General features: G+C 67.3%; 17 protein-coding genes. 6 read left to right on the forward strand and 11 right to left on the reverse strand.

Translation table 11 applies throughout. The features are described 5' to 3' along the window. Nucleotides 1-75: 75 nt before the first annotated feature. The 9 genes from C1704_RS10035 to C1704_RS10075 form a co-directional block, all read right to left on the reverse strand. Nucleotides 76-1,086 (reverse strand): branched-chain amino acid ABC transporter permease, encoded by a 1,011-nt coding sequence (locus C1704_RS10035; protein WP_104302587.1) that lies wholly within the window; start codon nucleotides 1,084-1,086, stop codon nucleotides 76-78. Nucleotides 1,087-1,098: 12 nt separating this feature from the next. Beyond that, entirely contained in the window at nucleotides 1,099-1,983 is an 885-nt protein-coding gene (locus tag C1704_RS10040) for a branched-chain amino acid ABC transporter permease (RefSeq protein WP_104302588.1), read from the reverse strand. Nucleotides 1,984-2,039: 56 nt separating this feature from the next. Next, entirely contained in the window at nucleotides 2,040-3,242 is a 1,203-nt protein-coding gene (locus C1704_RS10045) for an ABC transporter substrate-binding protein (RefSeq protein WP_104302589.1), read from the reverse strand. A gap of 58 nt (nucleotides 3,243-3,300) precedes the next feature. Continuing rightward, nucleotides 3,301-4,059, reverse strand: a complete 759-nt coding sequence (locus tag C1704_RS10050) for an ABC transporter ATP-binding protein (RefSeq protein ID WP_104302590.1) — start codon at nucleotides 4,057-4,059, stop codon at nucleotides 3,301-3,303. Next, nucleotides 4,059-4,838: an ABC transporter ATP-binding protein gene (locus C1704_RS10055; protein WP_104302591.1), complete on the reverse strand. Its 780-nt coding sequence runs from the start codon at nucleotides 4,836-4,838 to the stop codon at nucleotides 4,059-4,061. The genes C1704_RS10050 and C1704_RS10055 overlap by 1 nt, the downstream gene beginning before the upstream one ends. Before the next feature lie 38 nt (nucleotides 4,839-4,876). Then, entirely contained in the window at nucleotides 4,877-6,019 is a 1,143-nt protein-coding gene (locus C1704_RS10060) for an ABC transporter substrate-binding protein (RefSeq protein ID WP_104302592.1), read from the reverse strand. Nucleotides 6,020-6,340: 321 nt separating this feature from the next. Further along, the gene (locus C1704_RS10065) at nucleotides 6,341-7,432 is read right to left on the reverse strand and encodes a M14 family metallopeptidase (RefSeq protein WP_104302593.1); all 1,092 of its coding nucleotides are present in this window, start codon (nucleotides 7,430-7,432) and stop codon (nucleotides 6,341-6,343) included. An 11-nt stretch (nucleotides 7,433-7,443) separates the two neighbouring features. After that, complete coding sequence (locus tag C1704_RS10070) at nucleotides 7,444-8,637, reverse strand: M20 aminoacylase family protein (protein ID WP_104302594.1); 1,194 nt, start codon at nucleotides 8,635-8,637, stop codon at nucleotides 7,444-7,446. Between the two features lie 129 nt (nucleotides 8,638-8,766). Next, nucleotides 8,767-9,903 carry an ABC transporter substrate-binding protein gene (locus C1704_RS10075; protein ID WP_104302595.1) on the reverse strand — a complete coding sequence of 379 codons (1,137 nt, stop codon included), beginning with the start codon at nucleotides 9,901-9,903 and terminating at the stop codon, nucleotides 8,767-8,769. Between the two features lie 102 nt (nucleotides 9,904-10,005). On the opposite strand from C1704_RS10075, the gene C1704_RS10080 reads away from it, so the two are divergent. From C1704_RS10080 to C1704_RS10090, 3 genes are read left to right on the forward strand one after another with little or no spacing between them, the layout of a single operon-like run. Then, nucleotides 10,006-12,042, forward strand: coding sequence for a molybdopterin-containing oxidoreductase family protein (locus tag C1704_RS10080; RefSeq protein WP_419186792.1), 2,037 nt, complete (start codon nucleotides 10,006-10,008; stop codon nucleotides 12,040-12,042). 29 nt (nucleotides 12,043-12,071) lie between these two features. After that, nucleotides 12,072-13,172 carry an aminopeptidase gene (locus C1704_RS10085; RefSeq protein ID WP_104302597.1) on the forward strand — a complete coding sequence of 367 codons (1,101 nt, stop codon included), beginning with the start codon at nucleotides 12,072-12,074 and terminating at the stop codon, nucleotides 13,170-13,172. Further along, entirely contained in the window at nucleotides 13,169-13,534 is a 366-nt protein-coding gene (locus C1704_RS10090; RefSeq protein WP_104302598.1) for a polyhydroxyalkanoic acid system family protein, read from the forward strand. Before C1704_RS10085 ends, C1704_RS10090 begins: the two co-directional genes overlap by 4 nt. Nucleotides 13,535-13,580: 46 nt before the next feature. Here C1704_RS10090 and C1704_RS10095 read toward each other — a convergent pair whose 3' ends face one another. Next, nucleotides 13,581-13,835: an acyl-CoA-binding protein gene (locus C1704_RS10095; RefSeq protein ID WP_104302599.1), complete on the reverse strand. Its 255-nt coding sequence runs from the start codon at nucleotides 13,833-13,835 to the stop codon at nucleotides 13,581-13,583. A 115-nt stretch (nucleotides 13,836-13,950) separates the two neighbouring features. On the opposite strand from C1704_RS10095, the gene C1704_RS10100 reads away from it, so the two are divergent. The 3 genes from C1704_RS10100 to C1704_RS10110 all read left to right on the forward strand — a co-directional run bounded on the left by C1704_RS10100 (nucleotide 13,951) and on the right by C1704_RS10110 (nucleotide 16,148). Beyond that, nucleotides 13,951-15,369 carry a wax ester/triacylglycerol synthase family O-acyltransferase gene (locus C1704_RS10100; RefSeq protein ID WP_245876444.1) on the forward strand — a complete coding sequence of 473 codons (1,419 nt, stop codon included), beginning with the start codon at nucleotides 13,951-13,953 and terminating at the stop codon, nucleotides 15,367-15,369. A 163-nt stretch (nucleotides 15,370-15,532) separates the two neighbouring features. Then, nucleotides 15,533-15,826 (forward strand): BrnT family toxin, encoded by a 294-nt coding sequence (locus tag C1704_RS10105; protein ID WP_104302601.1) that lies wholly within the window; start codon nucleotides 15,533-15,535, stop codon nucleotides 15,824-15,826. After that, nucleotides 15,813-16,148 (forward strand): hypothetical protein, encoded by a 336-nt coding sequence (locus tag C1704_RS10110; RefSeq protein ID WP_104302602.1) that lies wholly within the window; start codon nucleotides 15,813-15,815, stop codon nucleotides 16,146-16,148. The genes C1704_RS10105 and C1704_RS10110 overlap by 14 nt, the downstream gene beginning before the upstream one ends. 260 nt (nucleotides 16,149-16,408) lie before the next feature. On the opposite strand, the gene C1704_RS10115 is transcribed toward C1704_RS10110, so the two are convergent. Then, the gene (locus tag C1704_RS10115; protein ID WP_104302603.1) at nucleotides 16,409-18,130 is read right to left on the reverse strand and encodes a tannase/feruloyl esterase family alpha/beta hydrolase; all 1,722 of its coding nucleotides are present in this window, start codon (nucleotides 18,128-18,130) and stop codon (nucleotides 16,409-16,411) included. Nucleotides 18,131-18,278: the final 148 nt, after the last annotated feature.

Consider the following 18,278-nt stretch of genomic DNA (forward strand, 5'->3'; position numbering starts at 1 on the left):
ATCCCAGGAAGAAACTGAGGCGTCATTCATACATACATCGACCGGTGCGGCAATCCGTAGGGCTGCGTAATGCGCTCAGCTGGCATTCAGCGTTTTGGTGGAGCGGGGGCGGGGCGCGCGCCAGGTGGGCAGGCGGTGGATCAGCTCGCCCATGATGCCGCGCCGGAAAGCGAGCACGCACACCACGAAGATGGCGCCAGTCACGGTGGTCACCGATTCGCCCAGGGCTGCGAAAGCCTCGATGCCTGTCCAGGAGGCCAGGGTGTGACCGATTTCACCGAGCTTGTTTTCCAGCGTGATGATGACCAGGGCACCGATCGCGGGCCCGATGAGGGTGCCCAGTCCGCCCACCAGCGTCATCAGGATCACGAGACCTGACATGGTCCAGTGCACGTCGGTGAGGGTTTCGAAGCCCATCACCAGCACCTTGAGCGAGCCGGCCAGGCCGGCGAGCGCAGCCGACAGCACGAAGGCCAGCAGCTTGAAGCGCTTGGTGTCGTAGCCCAGCGAAATGGCACGCGGTTCGTTCTCGCGGATGGCTCGCAGGATCTGCCCGAAGGGGGAGTGCACGATGCGCGCGATGAAGGCGTAGGCCAGGACCACGATCACCAGGGCTACGTAATACAGCACCATGTCGTCGGCCAGGCTCAGCACGCCGAACAGCTCGCCACGCGGGACGCCTTGCAGGCCGTCCTCGCCGCCGGTGAAGGGGGCTTGCAGGCAGAAGAAGAACAGCATCTGCGCCAGGGCCAGCGTGATCATCGAGAAATAGATGCCTTCGCGGCGGATCGCCAGCGCCCCCATGCCCAGGCCCAGCAAGGCGCCGGCGCCCGTGCCCAGCAGCAGGCCGATCTCGGGCGTCACGCCCCACACCTTCAGGGCGTGGCCGGTGACGTAGCCTGCCCCGCCAAAGAAGGCTGCGTGCCCGAAGGACAGCAGGCCTGTGAAGCCGATCAGGAGATTGAAGGCACAGGCAAACAGCGCAAAGCACAGCACCTTGAGCACAAAGACGGGATAGGCACCGGCCAGCGGGGCCAGGACCAGGGCGGCGAGCAGCGCGCCGTACAGCAGTCGGGTCGGTTGCATTGCAGGTTTCCTTCAGCGCTGCTTGCCGAACAGGCCCGCGGGGCGCAGCAGCAGGACGATCACCATGATCACGAACACCACTGTGGTGGAGGCCTCGGGGTAGAACACCTTGGTCAGACCCTCGATCACACCCAGGCCCAGGCCGGTGACGATGGAGCCCATGATCGAGCCCATCCCACCGATGACCACGACGGCGAACACCACGATGATCAGGTTCTGTCCCATCAAGGGCGTGATCTGCATCACCGGCGCGGCCAGCACCCCGGCGAAGGCGGCGAGCGCCACGCCGAAGCCATAGGTGAGCGTGACCATCAGCGGCACGTTGACCCCGAAGGCCTCGACGAGCTTGGGGTTCTCGGTGCCGGCGCGCAGGTAGGCGCCCAGCTTGGTCTTCTCGATCATGTACCAGGTGCCGAAACACACGGCGAGGGCGGCCACCACCACCCAGGCGCGGTAGATGGGCAGCATCATGAAGCCGGTGTCGATGGCACCGGTGAGCAGTTCAGGCGCGGAATAAGACTGGCCCGAGACGCCATAGATGGAGCGGAAGACACCTTCGATGACGAGCGTGATGCCCAGCGTGAGCAACAAGCCATAGAGGTGGTCGAGCTTGTAGATCCAGCGCAGCAGCCCGCGCTCGATGGCCACGCCCAGCGCACCCACCAGCAGCGGCGCGGCGACGAGCATGACCCAGTAGCTCAGACCCAGGTAGTGGGCACCCATCCACGCGGTCAGCGCGCCCAGCATGAACAGGGCCCCGTGGGCGAAGTTGATGACGTTGAGCAGCCCGAAGATCACCGCCAGGCCCAGGCTCAGCACGGCATAGAAGGAGCCGTTGACGAGGCCCAGCAGCAACTGGCTCAGCATGGCCGGCAGGGGAATACCAAAGATGTCCATCTCGAAACCTTAGAGGGCTGCCCCTGCATCAGGGGCAGCCGCAGTCCACGGGGGAATTACTTCATCAGGGAGCACTTGGACTCGGCGGGCGTGGTGAACGCCTGGTCGCCAGGGATGGTGGCCACGACTTTCAGCAGATCCCACGGGCCCTTGGACTCGCTGGGGGCCTTGGCCTGGAGCAGGTACATGTCATGCACATAGCGGCCGTCCTTGCGGATGGTGCCCTTGGCATAGAAGTCGTTGAGCGGCGTGCTCTTGAGCTTGGCCATGACCTTGTCGGCGTCGTCGGTGCCAGCGGCCTTGACGGCGTTGAGGTAGGCCATCGTGGCCGAGTAGTCGGCGGCCTGCAGGCTGCTGGGCATGCGCTTGGTGCGCTCGAAGAAGCGCTGGGCGAACTTGCGCGTCTCGTCGTTCTGGTCCCAGTACCAGCTGTCGGTCATGAGCAGGCCCTGGGTGTTCTGCAGGCCCAGGCTGTGCACGTCGTTCAGGAACACCAGCAGGCCGGCCATCTTCATGGTCTTGCCGATGCCGAACTCGCGCGCGGCCTTGATGGCGTTCACGAAGTCACCGCCGGCGTTGGCCAGGCCGAGGATCTGGGCCTTGGAGGCCTGCGCCTGCAGCAGGAAGGACGAGAAGTCCGAAGCGTTGAGCGGGTGACGCACCGTGCCCACCACCGTGCCGCCCTTGGACTTCACGACGTTGGCGGTGTCGCTTTCGAGCGAATGGCCGAAGGCGTAGTCGGCGGTCAGGAAGAACCAGGATTTGCCCCCCTGATCGAGAATGGCCGAGCCCGTGCCGCGCGACAGGGCTACGGTGTCGTAGGCGTAGTGGACGGTGTAGGGGTTGCAGGCCTCGTTGGTCAGGCGGGCCGTGCCGGCGCCCACGTTGATGTACACACGCTTCTTCTCGGCGGCCAGGCCCGAGACGGCCAGCGCCGTGCCCGAGTTGGTGCCACCCAGGATCATGTCGACGTCGTTCTGATCGAACCATTCGCGTGCCTTGGACGCCGCGATGTCGGCCTTGTTCTGGTGGTCGGCGAAGACCAGGTCGATCTTCTTGCCCAGCACCGTGCCACCGAAGTCCTCGATGGCCATGCGGATGGCTTCCACGCCGTTGCGGCCGTCGATGTCGGCGTAGAGGCTGGACATGTCGGTCACGAAGCCGATGCGCACGACATCGCCCGAGACCTGGGACAGGGCCGGGGTGGCACTCAGGCCCAGGGTCAGTGCGGCTGCAGCGGCCAGCAGGGTTTGTCTCATGCTTGGTTCTCCTCTGGAATGAGGCGGCTCTGTGCCGCCGGTTGGGTGAAAGGTGGGGTCAGACCCCGAGAAGCTCGTGCAGGACGGGCAGCTTGTCCTGCAATTGACCGGCATCGAAGGCCTCGACGATGGAGCCGTGTTCCATCACATAGAGTCGGTCGGCCAGGGGGGCGGCGAAGCGGAAGTTCTGCTCCACCATTACCACGGTGTAGCCCTTGGCCTTGAGGGTGCGGATCATGCGGGCCAGGGCCTGCACGATCACGGGCGCCAGCCCCTCGGAGATCTCGTCGAGCAGCAGCAGCTTCGCGCCGGTGCGCAGGATGCGCGCGACGGCCAGCATCTGCTGCTCGCCGCCCGACAGCCGCGTGCCCTGGCTGTGGCGCCGCTCGAGCAGGTTGGGGAACATCTCGTAGATCTCGTCGAGCGACATGCCCGGGCCCTGGCCGTTCAGGCGCGGGGGCAGCAGCAGGTTCTCCTCGCACGAGAGGCTGGCGAAGATGCCGCGCTCCTCGGGGCAGTAGCCGACGCCGTGGTGGGCGATGCGATGGGTGGGCGCGGCGATGACTTCTGCGCCGTTCACACGGATGGATCCCGTGCGCGCGCCTGTCAGGCCCATGATGGCGCGCAGGGTGGTGGTGCGCCCCGCGCCGTTGCGGCCCAGCAGCGTCACCACCTCGCCCGGGTTCACCGTGAGGTTCACGCCGTGCAGGATGTGTGACTCGCCGTACCAGGCGTGCAGATCACGGATTTCGAGCGCCGGCGTGGCGGTGGTGGCGCGTGCCGCTGCGGGGCGCTCGGTGGTCGTCGTGGCGCTCATCAATGGGCCCCCTGGAGTTCAACCTCGGCGCTGCCCATGTAGGCCTCGATCACGAGGGGATTGGCCGAGACCTCGGCATAGGGCCCTTCGGCCAGGATGCTGCCGCGCTGCAGCACGGTGATGGTGTCGGCGATGGACGACACCACGTTCATGTTGTGCTCCACCATCAGGATGGTGCGGCCGGCGCTCACCTTCTTGATGAGCTGGGTGACGCGATCCACGTCCTCGTGGCCCATGCCCTGCGTGGGTTCGTCCAGCAGCATCAGCTCGGGCTCCATCGCCAGCGTGGTGGCGATCTCCAGGGCGCGCTTGCGGCCGTAGGGCAGGTTCACCGTCTGCTCGTGGGCGAAGTCGGCCAGGCCCACTTCGTCGAGCAGCGCCATGGCGCGCGGGTCGAGTGGCGAGAGCGTGTCCACGCTCTTCCAGAAGTGCATCGCGGTGCCCAGCTTGCGCTGCAGGGCGATGCGCACGTTCTCCAGCACCGTGAGGTGGGGGAAGACTGCCGAGATCTGGAACGAACGGATGATGCCGCGCCGCGCGATGTGGGCGGGCGACTCCCTTGTGATGTCGTGCCCGTTGTAGACGATGCTGCCCGAGGTCGGCTCCAGGAACTTCGTGAGCAGGTTGAAGCAAGTCGTCTTGCCGGCGCCATTGGGGCCGATGAGGGCGTGGATGCTGCCGCGGCGCACCGTGAGGTTCACGTCGCTGACGGCGGCAAAGCCCTTGAATTCCTTGGTCAGGCCTCGCACGACGAGGATGGGGGAGGTGGGATCCTTCATGGTTCCTGCAGGTCGGTGGGAAAGGGGCAGCGGGGCGTTCATTTCAGGAGCTTTCCGCTGCTGCTGATCACGGTGACTTCGACATAGCGCGAGCCGATGCGGTTGTCGGGCGAAAAGCTCACGGTGATGCCGCCCAGGTCGAAGGACTTCATCGACTCGAGCGCACGGATCACGCCGGCACGGGTGGGGCGGGGGCCCGCGCGTCGCAGGGCCTCCACCAGCACCTTGGCGCCGAGGTACTCCTCGAAGTTCGTGTAGTTGACCTCGGCACCGGGCGCGAACTGGCGCAGCCGCTGGTGGAATTCGCGCACCACCGGCAGCAAGGGCTGGTAAGGGAAGGGCACGACCTGGCTGATGCCCAGGCCACGCACATGCTGCAGGCCAGCCAGGCGCACCAGCTCGGCCGGATCCACGACCGAGATGTTGAAAAGCTGTCCGCCGCCGCCGGCCTCACGGTACTGCTTCACGAAGGCCGCGGCGGGGCGGTTCACCGCGATCATGATGACGGCCTGGGCCTGCGCCGCCAGCACCTGCTTCACTGCGGCGGCCACGTTGTCGGTGTTGCGCTCGTAGGGGGCCGCGGTGGCGACCTTGAGCTGCCGCCGCGCGAGGGCCGCTTCCACGCCGGCCAGGCCCGCCTGTCCGAAGGCATCGTCCTGGTAGAGCACGGCCACGCGTTCGACGCCTTGCGTGACGAGCTGCTTGATCATGTGCTCGGCCTCGTCGGCATAGCCGGCGCGCACATGGAAGATCCACGGGTTGAAGGGGGTGCGCAGCGGCTCGCCGCCGGTGTAAGGCGCCACCAGCGCAATGCCGGCGTCCTCCAGCACCTTGTCCTGCAGCAACTTGCTGATGTTGGCGGTGCCGGCAAAGCCGAAGAGCGCGACGATCTTCGGGTCGGCCACGAGCTCCCGGGTCAGGCGCACGGTCTCGTCCACCTTGTAGCCGTCATCGACCACCACGGTGCGGATGGGGGCACCGTGGATGCCGCCGTTCGCATTGACCCAGTCGAAGTAGACCTTGCCGCCCAGCACCATCTGCGCGCCGGTGGAAGCCAGCACGCCCGACAGCGGGGCGACCTGGCCGATGACGACCTCGGCGCGTGCCGGCGTCCACGCCAGCAGCACGGCCAGCAAGGCAGAGGTCGCCCAACGAATGCAACTGCTCAGCAGCGGGACCATCGATGTCTCCTTCTTGTGTACTGCACCGTCCGGCATCGAGGCCGGCGGTGCACCACGAAGCGCAAGGCCTGTGCCACGCGGTGGCATGCAGATCAAGTGCTTGTCAGAAAAGGAGAAAAGTCCCAGTCGCGGGTTGTCCCGCATGTCTCGCATGCGGGAAACTGTCCGCTTCAGAGTCAGTGTTTCCCCGAGGCGGTTGTCTCGTGGTCGAACACGGGCGCACCGCCGCCCTCAAAGGGGGGCGTGCAGACGCTGAACACCCACTGAGTGGGTGCTGAGAGCAGGCTGAAAAAGCCTGGGGCGAGGCTGAAAACCGGGGGCTCAGCGAGCGCCGTGCAGCCCCCGCAGGGCCTGGAGGCCGGCCTCCAGCGCCTGCGCCACGAGCTGCTCCTTCCAGGCGTCGGTATCGACGTAGAAGGCATCGCGCAGCTGTTGCTTGATGGCGGCGCGGCGCTCGTCGTCCACCTCGGGGTGGTTCTCGAGCCAGTGCTCGGCCCGCAGGGCGTTGAGCACGTCCAGCACCGGTCGCGTGCCGTACTCCAGCGCAATGCCGGTGTAGCGGGCCTGCGGGCATTCGTCGAAGATGGACAGCCACATCATGCCGGTGAGCTCGGCTGAACTGGACGAGCCATCGTAGATGGATGTGACGTCCGGCCCCCACCACTGCCGTGCGCGTTCGAGTTCGACCGCGTCGTTGCGCGAGGCGAAGATGCGCTCGCCGTGACCGCAGGGGCCCAGGCCGGTGTGCAGGTCGATCCAGGCGATGTCGGTGGCCTGACGGCCGTGATCGCGCAGCACCTGGCGCAACGTGACGTTGCTCCAGGTGGGGTTGCGCCCGCCGTAGTAGAGGCCGTCCTCGTGCGTGTGCTGGCCTTGCGAGACAGCGGCCTGGAAGGCCATCGGGCCGTGGCGCTCGATGTAGCCCTGGATGGCCGCCTCCACCTCGGGAGAAGGAGGCCAGTCCCGCGGCAGCACCCAGGTGTGGATCTCATCGTAGGCGTCGTTGCGGGGCAGGGGCCTGGAGAAGTCATGGAAATTGCGGTTGAGGTCCACGTTCTCCTGCGTCACGCGCCGCCACCACGAGAAGCCGTAGGGGTTGAGCGCATGGATGTAGAGCACGGCCACCCCCGACGCTTCCACGGCCTCGCGCCAGCGCGCATCGTTCAGCAGCGCGATCTGGATGCCCGAGCCGGCAAAGCCCTCCACACCATGGCAGGCGCTGGACAGGATGAGCAGCCGCTTGGCGTCACGCGGACCCTGGCGCACCACGTCCATCGAGAGCGTCTCCCCGTCGCGGCCCAGCAGGGGGTGGAGGTGGTGCTCCACGTCCAGGCCCAGGGCATCACAGGTGGCGAGGAACTTGGTGCGGGCTTCGGCGTAGCTCTGCGAAAAGGCGCTGGGGATGCGGCTCATGCGTGGGATCCTCAGGCGGTGGGCTTGAGCCAGGCTTCGGCCAGACGCACCCACAGCGTGGCACCCAGGGGGATGAGGTCGTCGTTGAAGTCGTAGGTGGGGTTGTGCAGCACGCAAGGCCCCAGGCCATGGCCGCCCTCGCGGTGCGTGCCGTCGCCATTGCCGATGAGGAAGTAGGCGCCAGGCTTGTGCTGCAGGAAGTAGCTGAAGTCCTCGGCGCCCATGGTGGGCTCGAACTCGAGCACGTTCTCGGGGCCCACCACCTCGCCCATCACGCGGCGCACGAAGGCCGTTTCCTCGGGGTGGTTGATCGTGGGGGGGTAGTTGCGGTGGAACTCGAACTCGACCTCGCAGCCGTAGGCGGCCGCGGTGTGGCGGGCGATCTCGGCCATGCGCTGTTCGATGAGGTCGAGCACCTCCAGCGTGAAGGTGCGCACCGTGCCCTGGATCTCGCAGGCGTCGGGCACCACGTTGGTGGCCTCGCCGGTGTGGATCATCGTCACCGAGATCACGCCGGCGTCGATCGGGCGCTTGTTGCGGGTGATGATGGTCTGGAAGCCCTGCACCATCTGGCAGGCCACCGGCACCGGATCGACCGTGTTGTGCGGCAGTGCCGCATGACCACCCTTGCCGCGGATGACGATGCGGAACTCGTTGCTCGACGCGAAGATGGGCCCGTTCTTCACGGCGAACTGGCCCACCTGCATGCCGGGCCAGTTGTGCATGCCGAAGATGGCTTCCATCGGGAACTGTTCGAACAACCCATCCTTGATCATTTCGCGCGCGCCGCCGCCCCCTTCCTCGGCGGGCTGGAAGACCAGGTAGACGGTGCCGTCGAAGTTGCGGTGCCGGGCAAGGTGCTTGGCTGCGGCCAGCAGCATGGCGGTGTGGCCATCGTGGCCGCAGGCGTGCATCTTGCCCGGGTGCCGGCTGGCATGCGCGAACTGGTTCTTCTCGGTCATGGGCAGCGCGTCGATGTCGGCACGCAAGCCGAGGGCCCGCGGGCTGCTCCCGTTCTTCACGATGCCCACCACGCCGGTGGTGCCCAGACCGCGGTGCACCGGAATGCCCCAGTCGGTCAGCGTGCGCGCAATCACATCGGCCGTGCGGACTTCCTCGAAGCACAGCTCGGGGTGGGCATGGATGTCGCGCCGGATGGCGGTGATGGCTGCAGCGTCAGCCAGGATGGAGTCGATGAGCTTCATGACGGGGAAGGCCCTGGACGGGCGGCGTGAAGATCGGATGATTCAGTGTAGCCCTGGGCAGCGGCTGGTGTCAGCCCCAACGAAAAGCCCCGCTCGGGGCGGGGCTGGCGAGGGAGGGGGCGGACCGTGTCAGCGCCGCACGCGCCCGTCGCCGGTGAGCATCGACAGCTCCACGAAACTCGAACCCGTGTGCTTGCGAGGCCCGAAAGCGACATTGAAGCCACCGAAAGACTGGTTGATGCTTTCCAGCCCGGCGATGAGTCCGTCCTGCGTGAGGCGCGCCGCGCGACGCAGGCCTTCGACCATCACCTTGGCGGCGATGTAGCCCTCCATGCTGGAGTAGTTCGGCTGGGCCTTCCCGCCGGCCTGCCGGATGGCTTCGTTGTACTCGCGGGCGATGGCGGTGGCGGTGGAATAGGGGTAGGGCACGACCTGGCTGATCATCACGCCCTGGCCGTCCTTGCCGAGTTCATCGGCCAGTGCCTGCGTGCCCACGAAGGACACGTTGAAGAAGGTGCCGCCGAAGCCGGCCTTGCGCGCCTCGCGGATGAAGGCGGCACAGCTCTTGTAGGCACTGATCTGCACGATGGCCTGGGGCTGGGCCGGCAGGATGGATTGCACCGCGCCGGCCACGTCCACGGTGTTGCGCTGCACCGTGCCCAGCGACACCGGCTTCAGGCTGATCGCCGCCAGCGCGCGCTGCACACCCGTGAGGCCCGCCATCCCGTAGCTGTCGTCCTGGTAGAACACGGCGATGCGGTTCAGGCCCAGGGAGGTGAGGTTCTTCACGATCAGCGCGGTCTCGTCGTAGTAGGACGCGCGGACATGGAAAACGTAGCGGCTGAAGGGTTCGCGCAGCACCTCGGCCCCCGTGAAGGGCCCCAGGAAGGGGGTGCGCGACTCATTGATCACGGGCAGGGCCGCCGCGCTCGTGGGCGTGCCCACGTAACCGAAGAGCGCAAAGACGCCGTCGCTGACAAACTTCTCCGTGTTGGCCTTGCAGCGATCCGGCTCGTAGCCGTCGTCCAGCGTGCGCAGCTCGATCTGACGCCCGCCGATGCCGCCGCTGGCGTTGACCTGATCGAAGACCAGGCGGGCGCCCTGGTTCATCTGCAGGCCCAGTTCAGCCGCCGGGCCCGAGAAGGCGGCCGACTGACCGAGCACGATGCGTTCGGATTGCGCCCAGGCGGGCAGACTCAGCGCCACGCCGGCGGCTGCGGCTTGCCGGATCAGGCTGCGCCGCGTGAGGGGAGAATGGGGGGTCATCAGGACGGTCTTGTTGTGCTTTGTGAGGGGGTGCCGGCCAGTTCCGGGCCCCCTGGGGATCGTGTGCCAATTATGAACAGTTCAGTCGATGCGCGCAGTGCAATGGATCACGCTGCCCCCCGGATCGTGCGGGGCGCGTGCCCGCACGACTGCCCCGACACCTGCGCCATGCAAGTGGTGGTCGAGGCGGGGCGGGCCGTGCGGGTGCAAGGTCATCCCGAACACCCGTCCACCCACGGGGCGCTGTGCCGCAAGGTGTCGCGCTATGTGGAGCGCAGCTACCACCCGGAACGGGTGCTGCACCCGCTCAAGCGTGTCGGGCCCAAAGGGGCCGGACAGTTCGAGCGCGTGAGCTGGGACGAGGCACTGGAGGGCATTGCGCAGCGACTGGGTGCGATTGCCGCGCGCGACCCCGAGGCCATCCTGCCCTACAGCTACGCCGGCACCATGGGACTGGTGCAGGGCGAAAGCATGGCCGCCCGCTTCTTCCATCGTCTGGGCGCCTCGTTGCTGGACCGTACCATCTGCGCCAGCGCCGGGGCCGAGGCGCTGACGGCCACCTACGGCGGCAAGGTGGGCATGCATGTCGAGCACTTCGCCGAGAGCCGCCTCATCCTCATCTGGGGCAGCAACTCCATCGCGTCGAACCTGCACTTCTGGAGCGTGGCCCAGGAGGCCAAGCGGCGCGGCGCGCGGCTGGTGTGCATCGACCCCCGCCGCACCGAAACGGCCGACAAGTGCCACCAGCACATCGCCCTGCGCCCGGGCACCGACGGGGCGCTGGCGCTGGGACTGATGCACGAGTTGATCGTGAACGGCTGGCTGGATGACGACTACATCGAGCGTCACACCCTGGGCTGGCCGGCCCTGCATGAGCGGGCCCTGCAATGGCCGCCCGAGCGCGTGGCGGCCGAATGCGGCCTGGATGCGCAGGGGGTGCGCGACCTGGCACGCGACTACGCGACGATGACGCCCGCCGCCATCCGTCTGAACTACGGCATGCAGCGGGCCCGCGGTGGCGGCAATGCGGTGCGGCTGATCGCCATCCTGCCCTGCCTGACCGGCGCCTGGCGCCACCGAGGGGGCGGGATGCTGCTGTCCAGCTCGGGCTGGTTCCCGGTGGACCGCGCCGCCTTGCAGCGGCCCGACCTGCTGGGGCATCGCCGCCCGCGCACGATCAACATGAGCACCATCGGCGACGACCTGCTGCGCGAGGCCTCGCCCGGCTTCGGTCCGAAGATCGAGGCCTTGGTGGTCTACAACAGCAACCCGGTGGCGGTGGCTCCCGAGTCGCCGAAGGTGGTGCAGGGCTTTGCCCGCGAGGACCTTTTCACCGTCGTGCTGGAGCACTTCCTCACCGACACCGCCGACCACGCCGACTATGTGCTGCCGGCCACCACCCAGCTGGAGCACCTGGATGTGCACACCAGCTACGGCCACACCGACGTGCTGATCAACGAGCCGGCCATCGACCCCGTGGGCGAGGCCCGGCCCAACACGCAGATCTTTCGCGACCTCGCTGCACGCATGGGCTACACCGAGCCTTGCTTTGCCGAGACGGATGAAGAGATCGCCGCCCAGGCCTTTGGCGGGCGCATCACGCTGGCGCAACTGCGCGAGCGCGGCTGGGTGAAGCTGCCGCTGCCCGAGGCGCCCTTTGCCAGTGGTGGCTTCCCCTCGGCCAGCGGTCGCTGCGAGATCGACTCGCCCCGCCACGGGGTGCCCGACTACCTGCCCAACCACGAATCCGCCACATCCACGCCCGGGCTGGCGGCGCGCTACCCGCTGGCCATGATTTCGCCGCCGGCGCGCAACTTCCTGAATTCCAGCTTCGTGAACGTGAAGAGCCTGCGCGACATCGAGGGCGAGCCGCTGCTGGAGATTCACCCGGAGGATGCGGCCTCGCGCGGCATCGCGGACGGGGGCGTGGTGCGCGTGTTCAACGACCGCGGCGAGTACTGGTGCACGGCCCGTGTGAGCGACCGGGCCCGCCCTGGCGTTGTCAACGGCCTGGGCATCTGGTGGCGCAAGCTGGGCCTGCGGGGCAGCAACGTGAACGAGCTCACACACCAGCACCTGACCGATCTGGGACGTGCGCCCTGCTTCTACGACGTGCTGGTCGAGGTGGCTGCGGCGTAGACTGCGCGGCGGAGGTCACGGTGGCAACGATGCGCAGGCGAGGTCTGTGGACGGTGATGGGCGTGGGCGCCCTGGCCCTGGGCGGGGGGCTGCTCGTGGCCGGCTGCGGCACCGTGGGCTACCTGGCCCAGTCGGTGCAGGGGCACCTCAGCCTGGTGCATCAGGCCCGGCCGGTAGACCAGTGGCTTGCAGACGAGACCACGCCCGAGCCGCTGCGTGAGCGCCTGGCGCTGAGTCAGCGCATCCGCGATTTCGCGGTGGCCGAACTGGCCCTGCCCGACAACCGCAGCTACCGGGGCTATGCCGACCTGGGCCGCCCGGCAGCGGTGTGGAACGTGGTGGCCGTGCCCGAGCTGAGCCTCACGCTCAAGACCTGGTGCTTCCCGGTGGTGGGCTGCGTGGGCTACCGCGGCTACTACGACCGTGCCCAGGCCGAGGCCTTTGCTGAAGGCTTGCGCCAGCAGGGCTACGAGGTGCGCGTCTATGGTGTGCCGGCGTACTCCACCCTGGGACGGCTCGACTGGCTGGGCGGCGACCCCCTGCTCAACACCTTCATCCGCTACCCCGAGGGCGAGCTGGCGCGGCTCATCTTTCACGAACTGGCGCACCAGATCGTCTATGTGAAGGACGACACCACCTTCAACGAATCCTTCGCCACGGCCGTGGAGCGTCTGGGGGTGCAACGCTGGCTGGATCTGCACGCCACGTCCGCGGCGCGGGAGGAGTATGAACGCTTCGACGCCCGCCGGCGCGACTTCCAGGCCCTGGTGCTGCGCTACCGTGACCGCCTGGCGCAGGTCTATGCCGGCGCCGGGGACGACGACGACAAGCGCCGCGGCAAGGCCGAGGTGCTGGCTGCCATGCGTGCCGAACACGCGCGCCTGAAGGCTGGGCCCTGGGAGGGCTTTGCCGGCTACGACCGCTGGTTCGAAGAAGCCAACGGCGCCTCGCTGGCCGTGCTGGCCAGCTACACCGAGCTCGTGCCGGGCTTCGAGCAGCTCTTCGTCGCCCGCGGCCAGAGCTTCCCGCAGTTTTATGATGCCGTGCGCGAGCTGGCGCGTCAGCCCCGCGACGAGCGCCGCCAGGCCCTCACTTCCCCCACGATTGCCGAAAAGGACCCTGCTCGATGAGCGAGATTGCCATCCACCGTGAACACGCCCTGGGCCTGGCGCGGGCCCGCGAGATCGCCTGGCAATGGGCCGAGGACGCCGAGGAGAAGTTCGGCATGGAGTGCACGGTGGAAGAGGGCGAGGACGGCGACGTCGTGCACTTCACGCGCGCCGGCGTGAACGGCACACTGACCGTGGCCCCCGATCACTTCGACCTGCAGGCCAGGCTCGGCTTCCTGCTGGGCGCCTTTGCCAAGACCATCGAGGCCGAGATCCAGAAGAACCTGGACACCTTGCTGGCCTTGGAGGCACGCAAGGCAACACCCGCCAGGAAAGCCAAGACGGCCGCCCCCGCGAAGAAGGCCGCCGCCCGGAAGAAGTGATGTGCTCCGGAAGTGAGCTGGAGGCGGCCGCACGGGCCGCAGCCGCTCACTTCAGGGATTCGATCAGGTCGATGTAGGACTGCTTGGCCTCGTCGGCGCTCTGGCCCTTCAGGGCATTCCAGGCATCCCACTTGGCGCGGCCCACCATGTCGGTGAAGCCCGGGCGCGAGCCTTCCACGTCGCCCACCGTGGCCTGCTTGTACAGCGCGTAGATCTTCAGCAGGGTCATGTTGTCCGGCTTCTCGGGCAGGGTCTTGGACTCGGCGACAGCCTTCTCGAAGGCGGCTTGCAGGTCGGCCATGGGGTGCTCCTCAAGGGTTGGTGGAAACGTCGATTGACGCGCAATGCTGCGGTGCAGATGCTAGTGCGCATCTTGCCGCAAGAATAGAGCAGCCTCCTCAAGGAAAGAACAACGCATGCCCGCAACGACGCAGCGCATGGCCCGGGTCGACACCGCCTGGCTGCGCATGGACACCGAGGCCAACCTGATGCTCATCGTGGGCATGTGGCGGCTCTTCCCCGGCATCACGCTTCAGGCCCTGCGCGATCGCATCGAGCAGCGCCTGCTGAAGTACCGGCGCTTCCGCCAGAAGGTGGTCGAGGACGCCATGGGCGCAAGCTGGGTGATCGACCCCGACTTCGACATCGCCCGCCACGTGCGCGCCGAAACCCTCAGGCCCCGGCGCGGCCAGTCGCCGATGCAGGCCCTGCAGGCGCGCATCGCCGAACTCGCCACCACGCCGCTGGACCCCGCCCACCCGCTGTGGGAGATGCGCCTGGTCGAACACTTCGACGGCGGCAGCGTCCTGATCGCGCGCATCCACCACTGCATCGCCGACGGCATCGCGCTCATCACCGTCATGCTCTCGCTCACCGACGGCGGCACCCTGCCCAAGCTGCGCGAGCCGCGGCCCGATGACGAACGCGACTGGCTCACCGATGCCGTGCTCAAGCCCTTGACCGACGTCACGGTGAAGGCCATCGGCCTGACCGGCCAGGGCATGGCCAAGTCGATGGAGATGATGGCCCACCCCGGCATGCCGCTGCAGGGCTCGATCGACCTCGCGCGCATGGGCGTGCAGGTGGTCAGCGACGCCGCTGCGATTGCGCTGATGAGCGACGACTCGCCCACGCGCCTGAAAGGCACCCCCGGTCCGTCCAAGCGCGTGGCCTGGGGCGAGCCCGTGCCGCTGGACGAAGTGAAGGCCATCGGCAAGGCCCTGGGCTGCTCGGTGAACGACGTGGTGCTGGCCTGCGCGGCCGGCGCCATCGGCGACTACCTGCGAGCGCACGGTGAAGACCCGACCGGCAAGGAGATCCGCGCCATGGTGCCGGTGAACCTGCGGCCCATGGCCGAAGCGCATCAACTCGGCAACCGTTTCGGCCTGGTGCCGCTGGTGCTGCCCATCGGCATCGCCAACCCCATCGAACGTGTGTTTGCCGTGCGCGCGCGCATGGCCGAACTCAAGGGCAGCTACCAGCCCCTGCTGGCCTTTGCCGTGCTGGCGATGGCGGGCCTTTTGATCAAGCCCGTGCAGCACACCCTGCTGAACTACTTCGCCCGCAAGGCCACGGCCGTGATGACCAACGTGCCCGGGCCGCGCGAGCCGCTGAAGTTCTGCGGCTCCACGCTCGAGCAGGTGATGTTCTGGGTGCCCCAGTCCGGCGACATCGGCATGGGCCTGAGCATCCTCTCCTACGGTGGCGGCGTGCAGTTCGGCCTCATCACCGATGCCAAGCTCTGCCCCGACCCCCAGACCATCACCGCCAAGTTCCGGCAGGAGTTCGAGTCGCTGCTGATGGTGACCTTGATGCTGCCGTGGGGGGAGGGGTAGGGGGCATGTCGCCGATTTACATTGAGCTTCTGAAGGGGTTCTTTACCCTTGCGGCGGTTGCCCTGGGTGGCAGTCAATCGTTTCACGCCTGCGAGCGGCGTTCTCAGAAACCGAAAGAACACCAACTGAAGACAAACGGCACACGCTCGACTAAGATCGCTGTGTGAAACCCTTCCGCTGGAACCCAGACAAAAACCTCGAGCTCCTGACCGAACGTGGAGTGACGTGCGAGCAGGTGGTGGTGGCCATCGAAGCAGGTGGTCTCTTGGATGTGCTGGCGCATCCCAACGCCAGGAAATACCCCAACCAACGACTGCTGGTTGTTGCCTGGGACGGCTATGCCTACCTGGTGCCCTACGTCGAAGAGCCGGAGTACTACTTCCTCAAGACGGTCATCCCCAGCCGCAAGGCCACACGCGACTATCTGAAGACTGGAGATCCAGATGATGCAGCCTGACCCCTTTGAACTCGAAATGCTCGAAGCCTATGAGTCGGGCAAGCTGAAGTCTGTGGCCTCCAAGACCGAGCTGAATCGGCTCAAGGCAGCCGCCCGGGCCACCGCGATCAAGGATCGGCGGGTCAATATCCGGTTGTCTGCGGGCGACCTGCACGACATTCAGGTCAAGGCGCTGGAAGAGGGCATGCCCTACCAGACGCTGATTGCCAGCATCCTGCACAAATACGTGACGGGCCGGCTGGAGGAGCGCAAGCCGCGTGGAGCGGCCGCAGTGCCGAAATCCAAGGCGACGGGGCGCCGCACCACGCGCGGCAGCGCCTGAGGCTTCATCGCAGAAAAGACGTCGGCCCCCATATGGGGGCCGACGGGTGTTGGCGGGCAAGATCGACTGCTGGCGTACTGCGTTGCAACCGGATGAGCGGGTGGTTGAGGGCCACCGGCTTTCCACACTCAGGTGGACTTGCCCGATGCCAGTATCTCGCTTTGTGGGTTGCGATGGAGCCCCGAAGTGCGGGGTGTTACGGCAGGAAATCACAGGATCGGCCCCCTTGTTTGCGGGAGGGGGCCGACCCTGACATCTGCTCACTCGCAGACGAAGCTGTCGGCGCTTTCCAGGCTGCCCGAGCCGCTGTAGCGCGCCACCCGCGGGTAGGGGCACAGCGGGCGGGTGCGGTCGGCGGCCCAGTCGCCGGGCACTTCGGGGTTCACGCCGCCCGGGTTGCCGGCGCCGCGGGCGCTGGCCACGATGCGGTCGGGGGCCACTCCTTGTTCCACCCATTGCACCAGCGGCGTGATCACGTCGAACTGGTCGGTGGAGGGGCCGCCCGAGCAGTGGTCCATGCCCGGCACGCGGAAGACACGCGCGAAGTTGGAGGCATCGCCGCCGTGGTGGGCGCTCAGTGCGTCATACCAGCGGGTGGTGTCGTCCACCGAGAAGATGGCGTCCGACACGCCGTGGTACACGAGCATCTTCCCGCCGCGGTTGCGCAGCGTGGACAGGTTGCTGGCGTTGGGCGGGGTCATGAAGCTCATGGCCGATTCGGTGTAGCTCAGCGAGGTGCTGTGGATGTACTCGTAGAGCGTGTCCACCGGCGTGTTCAGCGCAAAGGCCGGGCCGTTGAAGCCCACGGGGTTTTCGGGCGGCGCCTTGAAGACGATGCCCACGGCGCCGGAGTCAAGGAAGAGCGGGGCGATGAAGTCCCAGAAGCCCACGCCGCCAGCGCGCAGGCCGGGGTCGAAGGGGAAGCTCGCGTAGAAGCGCGTGCCGCCGCTGGTGGTGGCACCCGCGAACACCGAGCTGATCACGGTCTTCTGGTCCGCGGTGAGGCAGGTGCCGTCGCGCGCGCCGGTGCAGGTGGGCACGTCGCGGTCCAGATCGAAGGCGGCCTGGCAGGCGGTGGTGTCCTGAACGAGACCGTCTTCGGCGCCATCGAGGGCATCGCAACGCTCGAGCACGGCCTGGGAGACGAGCTGGCGTTCGGCGGGCGTGAAGGCGGTGGACAGGTCGGCCGGATTGGTCGCCACGGTGGCATAACGCTGGGCGCTCCAGATGTTGGCCACGGCGGCCAGCGGCAGGTTGAAGCCGGGCGCGCCGGCGAGGATGCCGTCGTAATCCTGCGCGTAGCGGGCCGCCGCCACCATGGCGTGGCGCCCGCCGTTGGAGCAGCCGCCGAAGTAGGACCGATCGGGTGCCTTGCCATAGACGCGGCGGATGGCTTCCTTGGCCATGGGGGTGAGCTTGCCCACAGCCTGGTAGCCGTAGTCGAGCCGGGCCTGGGGGTCGAGGCCGAAGGCGGGCGTGCCGCCGGCATGCCCGGCGTCGGAGCTGAGCACGGCAAAGCCCTGGTGCAGCGCATGGGTGCGCGGCCCGCCACCGAAGCTGCCGGTGGCCGTCACCACGCTGCCGTCGAGGCCGCCATTGCCCTGGTGGAAGAAGCGGCCGTTCCAGGCCTTGGGCAGGCGCAGCTCGAAGCCGATGGCGTAGGTCGCTCCGTCGATGGGCCCGGTGCGCTCGAACATGCGGCCCGTGACCCGGCAGTGTTCGGCCACGGCCTCTCCACCCACGGTGAGGGTGCCGGCATCCACGGTGGTGGCCGATGTGATGGTGGTGTCGGGCAGACTGGCCAGGACAGTGGCCAGGGCGTCGCACTCACCGGTGTAGTTCGCCGGTGTGGCGGCGGTGAGCTGGGGGATGCCGGACGAGGGCGGATCGTTGCTGCTACCGCCTCCGCAAGCGGCCAGTGCGAGGGTGACTGCGGTCAAGGTGCACGCCGCCGCAGGGCGGCGGGAGGAAGGCTGGCGCATGGTTTGTCTCCTGCTTGATCTCTGAGGTGAACCGCCTGACAGCTTGCTGCCAGACAATTAGTTAAGTTAATTAATGATGATCAAGTCGTTAGAGCGTGATAACCCTAGATAAGCGGCTTCAACTATTCATGCGCTGCACCATTTTCGG

It is taken from the genome of Caldimonas caldifontis (assembly GCF_002930615.1).
GTDB classification, from domain to species: Bacteria; Pseudomonadota; Gammaproteobacteria; order Burkholderiales; family Burkholderiaceae_C; genus Caldimonas; species Caldimonas caldifontis.